General features: G+C 47.4%; 8 protein-coding genes and 1 pseudogene. 4 read left to right on the forward strand and 5 right to left on the reverse strand.

Going from position 1 to position 8,094, the window contains the following annotated elements; translation table 11 throughout:
- The 4 genes from IM456_RS05235 to IM456_RS05250 all read left to right on the forward strand — a co-directional run.
- On the forward strand, positions 1 to 185 hold a 185-nt coding region (locus IM456_RS05235; RefSeq protein ID WP_287693066.1), incomplete at its 5' end, for a hypothetical protein.
- 126 nt (positions 186 to 311) lie between these two features.
- Positions 312 to 560, forward strand: a complete 249-nt coding sequence (locus IM456_RS05240; RefSeq protein ID WP_008202603.1) for a hypothetical protein — start codon at positions 312 to 314, stop codon at positions 558 to 560.
- Entirely contained in the window at positions 557 to 913 is a 357-nt protein-coding gene (locus IM456_RS05245) for a type II toxin-antitoxin system PemK/MazF family toxin (RefSeq protein ID WP_002760242.1), read from the forward strand. The genes IM456_RS05240 and IM456_RS05245 overlap by 4 nt, the downstream gene beginning before the upstream one ends.
- Positions 914 to 1,028: 115 nt before the next feature.
- Positions 1,029 to 1,838, forward strand: coding sequence for a DNA adenine methylase (locus IM456_RS05250; RefSeq protein WP_149987963.1), 810 nt, complete (start codon positions 1,029 to 1,031; stop codon positions 1,836 to 1,838).
- 567 nt (positions 1,839 to 2,405) lie between these two features.
- On the opposite strand, the gene IM456_RS05255 is transcribed toward IM456_RS05250, so the two are convergent.
- The 5 genes and pseudogenes from IM456_RS05255 to IM456_RS05275 all read right to left on the reverse strand — a co-directional run.
- Positions 2,406 to 4,145 (reverse strand): family 2A encapsulin nanocompartment cargo protein cysteine desulfurase, encoded by a 1,740-nt coding sequence (locus IM456_RS05255; RefSeq protein WP_287693067.1) that lies wholly within the window; start codon positions 4,143 to 4,145, stop codon positions 2,406 to 2,408.
- Positions 4,111 to 5,043, reverse strand: coding sequence for a family 2A encapsulin nanocompartment shell protein (locus IM456_RS05260; RefSeq protein WP_002750434.1), 933 nt, complete (start codon positions 5,041 to 5,043; stop codon positions 4,111 to 4,113). Before IM456_RS05260 ends, IM456_RS05255 begins: the two co-directional genes overlap by 35 nt.
- 76 nt (positions 5,044 to 5,119) lie before the next feature.
- Positions 5,120 to 6,079 carry a serine O-acetyltransferase EpsC gene (gene epsC / locus IM456_RS05265; protein ID WP_149987962.1) on the reverse strand — a complete coding sequence of 320 codons (960 nt, stop codon included), beginning with the start codon at positions 6,077 to 6,079 and terminating at the stop codon, positions 5,120 to 5,122.
- Positions 6,076 to 7,056, reverse strand: a complete 981-nt coding sequence (gene cysK, locus IM456_RS05270) for a cysteine synthase A (RefSeq protein ID WP_287693068.1) — start codon at positions 7,054 to 7,056, stop codon at positions 6,076 to 6,078. Before cysK ends, epsC begins: the two co-directional genes overlap by 4 nt.
- A 340-nt stretch (positions 7,057 to 7,396) precedes the next feature.
- Positions 7,397 to 8,094, reverse strand: a pseudogene (locus tag IM456_RS05275) (IS630 family transposase); the annotation flags it as partial.

Consider the following 8,094-nt stretch of genomic DNA (forward strand, 5'->3'; position numbering starts at 1 on the left):
AAACTCTTATAGAGAAAGACATTTGGCGATTTTTGTTAATTGTTTTCGATCTAGAGCGAACTAATCAATTAAGTCTCTTGCCGGATAAGGATTTAGTCGATTTATGCCCCCTGATCGAATCATACCAAGTAACGAAGAGCCGAAATTATCGACATTGGGATTTTTCCCTATTGAATTATCACTGAACTGCTCCAACAAGCGATCGCTCAAAACGTCTGAATGTCCTCCCTACCCCGCTACGCGCTCAGGGACTCATGGGGGTTTGTTGAGGACGGCTGTTGGCCACGATCTCTTATAATGGGGAAGTCGGAATGTTTTTTCTTCCTATGCCAGTAAGCGCTGAAGCTCTTAAGCAAGACTTGGATCGACTGACTGATAATCAGCTTCAGCAAGTGGCTGATTTTATTGCCTTCTTAAAGTTTCGCAGTCAGCGTCATCAGGCTGTTCTCGATCCCATGCAACTGGCCGATCTGTTTGCAGAGTTTGCTGATCAAGATCGCGCCTTTGCTGAAGAAGGTATGAATGACTATGCAGTAATACTCCATCAAGAAGATCAATGATGACTAATCCTCTGAAACGGGGTGAAGTCTGGTTAGCCGACCTCAATCCAACTCAAGGTTCTGAACAAGCGGGCATTCGTCCCGTCATCATTTTCCAGAATGACCTTGTTTCCCAGTTCTCAACTACGATCATTGCTATTCCGCTCACTACCAACCAACGTCGCGCTGCTTTGCCTATATGCTTACTGATAGAACAAGGTAATGGTGGACTCGGCCAAGATTCTGTTGCCCTATGTTTTCAGATGAGAGTGCTGGATAAAACTCGTTTGATCCGCACACTGGGACAACTGAGTCCCGAAATAATTGCCCAATTGGAAGAAGTGGTTTTGCTAACCTTAGGATACGAGTCATAAATGTGGAATTAAACGGAATTCTTATGAGTATAGGCTACATATCAGGACAGGCACTCATGCAAGAGGCGAAAGGGGGAATAGATAATCAGTCTTTAATAAACGGATTTAGTATAAAATGTCAAAAATTAAAAGTCCCTTGCGTTATCCGGGGGGGAAATCCCGGGCAATTAAGCAAATTCTGCCGCAAATTCCTGTGAATATTAGGGAATATCGAGAACCTTTTTTTGGTGGTGGTTCTGTGTTTTTTGCTGTTAAGCAACTCTTTGGACAACAAATAAAAACCTATTGGATTAATGACTTAAATTATGATTTATATTGTTTCTGGCAATGCGCTCAAGAAAATATTGAGTTATTGGTAGCAAAAATAACAGAAATTAAACAAAAATATGATAGCGGACGAGAATTATTTCAAGATTTGACAAGGGAAGATTTAAAGTTAACCGATTTTGAAAAAGCGGTGCGTTTTTTTATCTTAAATCGGATTACTTTTTCGGGAACAGTGGATTCGGGGGGGTATTCTCAAGCAGCTTTTAACAGTAGATTTACTGATTCATCAATGGCCAGATTAACTCAAATTGCCCCCTTATTAGCATCGGTAAAAATTACTAACCAAGACTACGAAGAATTATTATTTGCTGAGGGAAAAGAAGTTTTTATCTTCCTCGATCCCCCCTACTATAGTGCCACAAAATCCCGTTTGTACGGCGTAAGAGGGAATTTACATACCAGCTTCGATCATCAACGTTTTGCTGATAATATGCGTCAATGTCAGGCTAAATGGTTAATTACCTACGATGATTGTCCAGAGATCAGAAAACTCTTTGATTTTGCCCATATTATCGAGTGGAATCTTCAGTATGGCATGAATAATTATAAACAAGGAGCGGCGGCATCTGGTAGAGAATTAATGATCAAAAATTATTAGTGCCAGATTGTAGTGGAGTATTTAGGGTCTGCTGAAAAAGTTTTTCGGTGGGGGCAGGGTGTGGGGTGTGGGGTGTGGGGTGTGGGGTTTTACCGGTTTTGAGGTGGGCAATTACCTAATTTTCAGGGAAAAAGTCCCGGAATTTTCCCCCTGATCACTCCCATGCCGGGTACTTTTTGATTGACAAAAAGTCTAAAAGTCTTACCCAACAAGGTTTTTAGATTTATTCAGCCAACCCTATTTATCTACCATAATTTAGCCAGCATTATTGATGAAGATTGGGAAAAATCATCAAAAGCCTTGCTAGGAAAGTCATACCAAATCCGTTTTTAATAGGATGATTAACTCCCAATCCAACTTTAAAAACCCACTCCCCACTCTCCTATACCTTTTATACTAAATCCGGTTATTAAAGAATGATTATTTATTCCCCCTTTTGCCTATTGCCTATTGCATGAGTGCCTGTCCTGATATGTAGCCTATACTCAACGGATTTAGTATTAAATATGTGGCAGTTCAGGGGGAACTGGAATAGGTGTACAAGCTGCCCCACCTATTCCAGTCAGTTTATTCCTGTTGCAAACGTTCCAACGCAGCCACCAGCGCATCCACCTCGGCTTTAGTATTGTAGAAAGCCAAGGAAGGGCGCACCGTTGCCTCTAGACCAAAGCGTCGCAGAATGGGTTGAGCGCAGTGATGGCCTGCCCGCACGGCAATCCCTTCCCGATTCAGGGCCTGTCCAATGACTTCCACATCAAATCCCTCTAGCACAAAGGAAAGCACGCTGGCCTTATCGGCCGCCGTCCCAATCAAACGCAACCCCGGAATGGTTGTCAGTCCCGCAGTGGCGTACTCTAGAAGTTCATGCTCGTAATTGGCAATAGTGGCCAAACCAATCTGCTGAACATAATCCAAGGCCGTCCCTAAGCCAACGGCATCGGCAATATTGCCCGTTCCGGCCTCGAAGCGAGTGGGAGCCGCCTGATACACGGTGCGCTCAAACGTCACATCCACGATCATGTTGCCGCCGCTTTGCCAGGGAACCGTGGCATTCAACAGGTCTTCTTGACCATAAAGTACCCCGATCCCTGTCGGACCAAAGACTTTATGTCCGGAAAAGACGAACCAATCACACCCTAATTGTTGAACATCAATCGGAATGTGGGAAACCGATTGAGCCCCATCTAACAAGACTTTAGCTCCGACCCGATGGGCTAAATCAATGATTTGTTTGGCGGGAGTAATGGTTCCCAAGGCATTGGAAACATGGGAAAAAGCCACCAGTTTTGTGCGGGAGTTGAGTAATTGTTGGTACTCTGCCAGTAAAATCTGCCCGTGGTCATCCACGGGGACAACCCGCAACTTTGCTCCCGTTTGGGCGGCTAGTTGCTGCCAAGGCACAATATTGGCATGGTGTTCCAGATGGGTGAGGACAATCTCATCCCCCGCTTGTAGGGTTTGTTGTCCCCAGCTTTTTGCCACCAGATTAATGCCTTCCGTTGTCCCCCGCACGAAAATGATTTCGTTGGCAGATGAGGCATTGAGAAAACGGCGTACCTTGTCTCTGGCCGCTTCGTAAGCATCTGTGGAGCGAGCCGCTAATTCATGGGCGGCACGATGCACATTGGAATTTTCATGGCTGTAGAAATGAACGAGGCGATCGATGACTGCTTGGGGCTTTTGAGTTGTTGCGGCATTGTCGAACCAGATCAGCGGTTTGCCATTCACCCGTTCTTGCAGGATGGGAAAATCCCGGCGAACGGTATGAACATCAAAGAAGCTAGGTCGTTGAACGCTTCGCCCGCTGGCATGGGGGACAAAAAGGGGATCGATCGCAAAGCGCTCGCTACGCGAGAACGCCGCGACCGGAACAAGCTGTTCAGGCTTGGCCACTACGGCCGGAAGGTCGGGGATTTTTGTTTCTAACTCTTCAATGAAGTAGAAAGAGGAGGTGGCTAAGGGTACAGCCAAGGGAACTGTGGGCCGTTCGCCCACAGTAGCTGGGGAGGTTGCGGGGGTAGCCGGCAAGTCCAGGGTTGGGGGAATCGCCGCGGCGGATGGCACCAGATAATCCCGATCTGTACTCAACCCCTTCGCCACCTCGGCCTTAAGGTCGTGCCGTTGTAGTTCTTGAATTATCGTCTGGGCGAGATGCTCAAGAAGGTCAGGTTGAAATAAGGGGTTAAGAGAAATGTTCTCGACCTCAGTTGGGGCAGTCCCGTGGGATACAGAGGGTAGATTCCCCCCCGCCTTTTCAGGGATAAGTTCGGGGTTAGTCATAGTCGTAGATGTGGTATTGGTTGACATCAACGTTCTCCAGTACGGCCGCCGCATCGTCGGTCAACACTGCCAACGAACAGTAGAGGGAGACTAGGTAAGAGGCGATCGCCTTGCGACTAATCCCCATAAATCGCACCGACAAGCCAACTCCCTGTTGACCGGGTAAATTGGGCTGATAGAGACCGACCACCCCTTGACGGCTTTCTCCTACCCGCAATAACAAAATATTGGTTTTGCCTTGTTCATTCACGGCCAACTTATCGGAAGGAATCAAAGGCACGCCTCGCCAAGTAATAAACTGAGAGCCAAATAATGACACCGTAGCAGGGGGTACACCCCGTCGGGTTGCTTCTCGTCCAAAAGCGGCGATCGCTTTGGGATGGGCGAGGAAAAATGCCGGTTCCTTCCACACCTTGACCAGCAACTCATCCAAATCGTCCGGCGTGGGCGCACCATTGCGAGGTTGCACTTTCTGGGAATCAACAATATTGTTGAGCAATCCGTACTCATGGTTGTTGATCAACTCATTTTCTTGACGTTCCTTCAGCGTTTCAATCGTCAGGCGCAATTGTTCATGGATCTGATCGTGGGGACTGCTGTAGAGATCGGACACGCGAGTGTGAACATCCAGTACCGTATTCACCGCACTCAAGAAATACTCCCGGGGGGTCTCTTCGTAATCCACAAAGGTTTCGGGCAGCTCCCGCTCATCTCGTTCAGAGCAAGCCACCTCAACCCGGGAGGCATCCCTGACTTTATTGAGACGATAAATCCCCGCTTCAACGGGTAGCCAATGCAAGAGGCGAACGAACCAACGGGGCGAAATGGTCAATAACTGAGGAACGGTCTTTGTGGCATTGGCCAACTGCCGAGCGGCAGCATCTCCCAAAGCCAGTTGCAATTCATGATCTTGGGTATAGGTCATTGAGTTAAATCCTCCAATTCAAAAAAAAGTAACAAAGCGACTGTTATGGCCGAACATTCACAGTCAGGACAGCCCCTCAAATTCCAGAGCCGTCATCAAACATTTCCTGTCGTAGTTGCGCCTGGGAGACAAAACCCCCCGGCGGCACACTGCGGGTTAACCAAACATTTCCACCAATGGTTGCGCCCCGACCGATAGTTACCCGACCGAGAATCGTTGCACCTGAGTAAATCACCACATCATCTTCAATAATCGGATGACGGGGTTGACCTTTGATTAAACTGCCCGATTCGTCCCGGGGAAAGCTTTTTGCCCCGAGCGTGACCGCTTGGTAAAGGCGCACGCGATCGCCAATCACCGTGGTTGCCCCAATCACAACCCCCGTCCCATGATCGATAAAGAAGCTATTGCCGATCGAGGCCCCGGGGTGAATGTCAATCCCCGTTAAGGAATGACCAATTTCACTGATAATCCGCGCCAACAGGGGCGAGTCCAACCGATACAGGGCATGGGCAATGCGGTGGTAAGTGATTGCCGTTACCCCGGGGTAACAAAACAACACTTCATCTAAATTTCTGGCCGCCGGATCACCTCGATAGGCCGCCGTGATATCCGTTTCCAGTAGAGCTTTCAGATGGGGTAATTGAGTGGCAAAGGCTTGTACCGTCCCTTGGGCGTGCGTCTCAATCTGGTCTGACGACCAGTGCAACTGCGACCCCAGCAACCACTGTTCGCGACAAACCTGGTGATGCAGCAGTTGTAGGACTTCATTGAGGGTATGACCGATAAAATAGCGGCTGGATGTTTCGCCTAAATCGGGATTGCCAAAGTGATAGGGAAAAAGAACGGCACGCAGTCGATCGACAATCCGAAATAAGGCCTCACGGGAGGGCAAGGGGAAATGGCTTCGTGATTGAGACCAACTGTGGAACGACTGGCCACGAGGTTTGGACAATTGAGCGATAATTTCATCGAGATCCAAGGACAAGGTGGGTTGGGAGAGAGCGCTGGAACTGCTCGGATGCTCGCTCGTCATGCCACTAACCCTTGCTCATTAAATACCCCCTGGAACAGGATGGAACTCAAATACCGTTCCCCGGAATCTGGCAAAATCACGACAATGGTTTTGCCTTGGTGTTCGGGTTGTTGTGCCAAGCGAGCGGCGACGGCAGCGGCGGCACCGCAGGAAATGCCGGAGATAATCCCTTCTTCCTTGGCCAACCGTTGGGCATAAAGAATGGCCTCTTCGTTGGAAACGGTTTCAATCCCATCCACGAGGGATAAATCTAGAACTTCGGGAACAAACCCCGCCCCAATCCCCTGAATTTTGTGAGGGCCGGACTTTAAGGGCTGACCTGCCCGGGCTTGGGATAGTACGGGGCTGGCTTCTGGCTCCACCGCTACCGATAAAATCGGTTTTCCTTGGGTTTTTTTGATATAGCGCGAAACTCCCGTAATGGTTCCGCCCGTTCCCACACCCGACACGAGAATATCGAGCGCCCCATCTGTGTCCTGCCAAATTTCGGGGCCGGTGGTTTCCTCATGGATGCGGGGATTGGCGGCATTGCGGAACTGTTGTAACAACACATAGCGATCGGGATTAGACGCGGCAATTTCTTCTGCCTTTGCCACCGCTCCGGTCATGCCCTTGGTCCCTTCTGTTAACACCAGATTGGCTCCATAGGCGAGCAACAGTTTGCGCCGCTCCAAGCTCATGGTTTCAGGCATGGTCAGGGTCAGGGGAATCCCCTTAGCGGCGGCGACAAAGGCTAGGGCAATGCCTGTATTGCCACTGGTCGGTTCCACCAGTTCTTTGCCCGGCCCCAATAATCCCCGTTCTTCCGCATCCCAGATCATGGCCGCGCCAATCCGACATTTGACCGAATAGGCTGGATTGCGACCTTCAATCTTGGCCAGAACCGTGGCGTGAGTGTTGCCAACGACTCGATTAAGGCGCACTAGAGGAGTCCGCCCGATCGACAAACTGTTATCTGCGAACCATTTCTTACTCACAAAATGGCAACTCCATGATTAAAATACGACAGTTCACCAGATTGGCTCATCTTGAATTCATTTTCAATTCATTTTGAATCCATTTAAAATTCATCCTAGCCGATGCACTATCAACCTCTGGTCAAGCTAAACAAATCTTTACAATCAAGGGGGTAGGCGATCGCTGAGGTTGAAGAATCAAGGTATAGGAGGGCGGGAAGTGGAGATAAGGGAGCGGGTTTTTAAAGTTGGATTGGGAGTTATACTAAATCCGTTGAGCATAGGCTACATATCAAGACAGGCAATAGGCAATAGGCAATAGGGGGAATAAATAATCATTCTTTAATAACAAGATTTAGTATTAGACGGTCATAATCTGAGATTTATGAAATCCTAGAGTGAGCAAGGAATCCAGTTCTTTTTTATGTTTCAGATGGGCATCGTTCAGACATCCATAAATAGCTGAAGAAAAGTCAGAAAAGTTTTCATAATATTGGCCATACAAACATTTCTTTTTGAACAATTTACACAGCATTTTTAATTAAATTCAGATTAGGCGAATAACGAGGCGAATCGAGTAAATTTATTGATAAATAAAGAGCCAATTTATCAACAACTTTACATTTTTAATAGCGGGCATTATCTAATACTATACTGATGGGAATAGTTATTCCTAAACCAGCTATTTTTTTAAGAAGTTCACAGAATTGAGTCGCCGTAATATAAGTGTCATATGTTACCATAATAACTTCATGAGTTATTGCATTTAATGCTCCTCAAACATTAAAGCGTTTACGCCCGCTCGGTGACTTAACGAAAAGTCTCTCAAAACACCAAACAAAACCGAGAAAAGCTCCCATAACAAAGTGAGCGGCATCAACAAAAAAAACAGCCCTTTTTCCTTCTTTTGCCTCATTTAGTCTGGGTTATAGCTTTTTTTCTTTGTAGTCTTCTTGTTCATCCCGGTCAGCTTTAGAAGGAAGAGAACCTACTTTTATACATTTCATTCCCATTGATTTTAAGAATTTCCTCCCTTGGCTGGGACTTCGTTTTATTCCT

Origin of the sequence: Microcystis sp. M079S1 (genome assembly GCF_020246425.1) — a bacterium.
Taxonomy (GTDB): domain Bacteria; phylum Cyanobacteriota; class Cyanobacteriia; order Cyanobacteriales; family Microcystaceae; genus Microcystis; species Microcystis aeruginosa.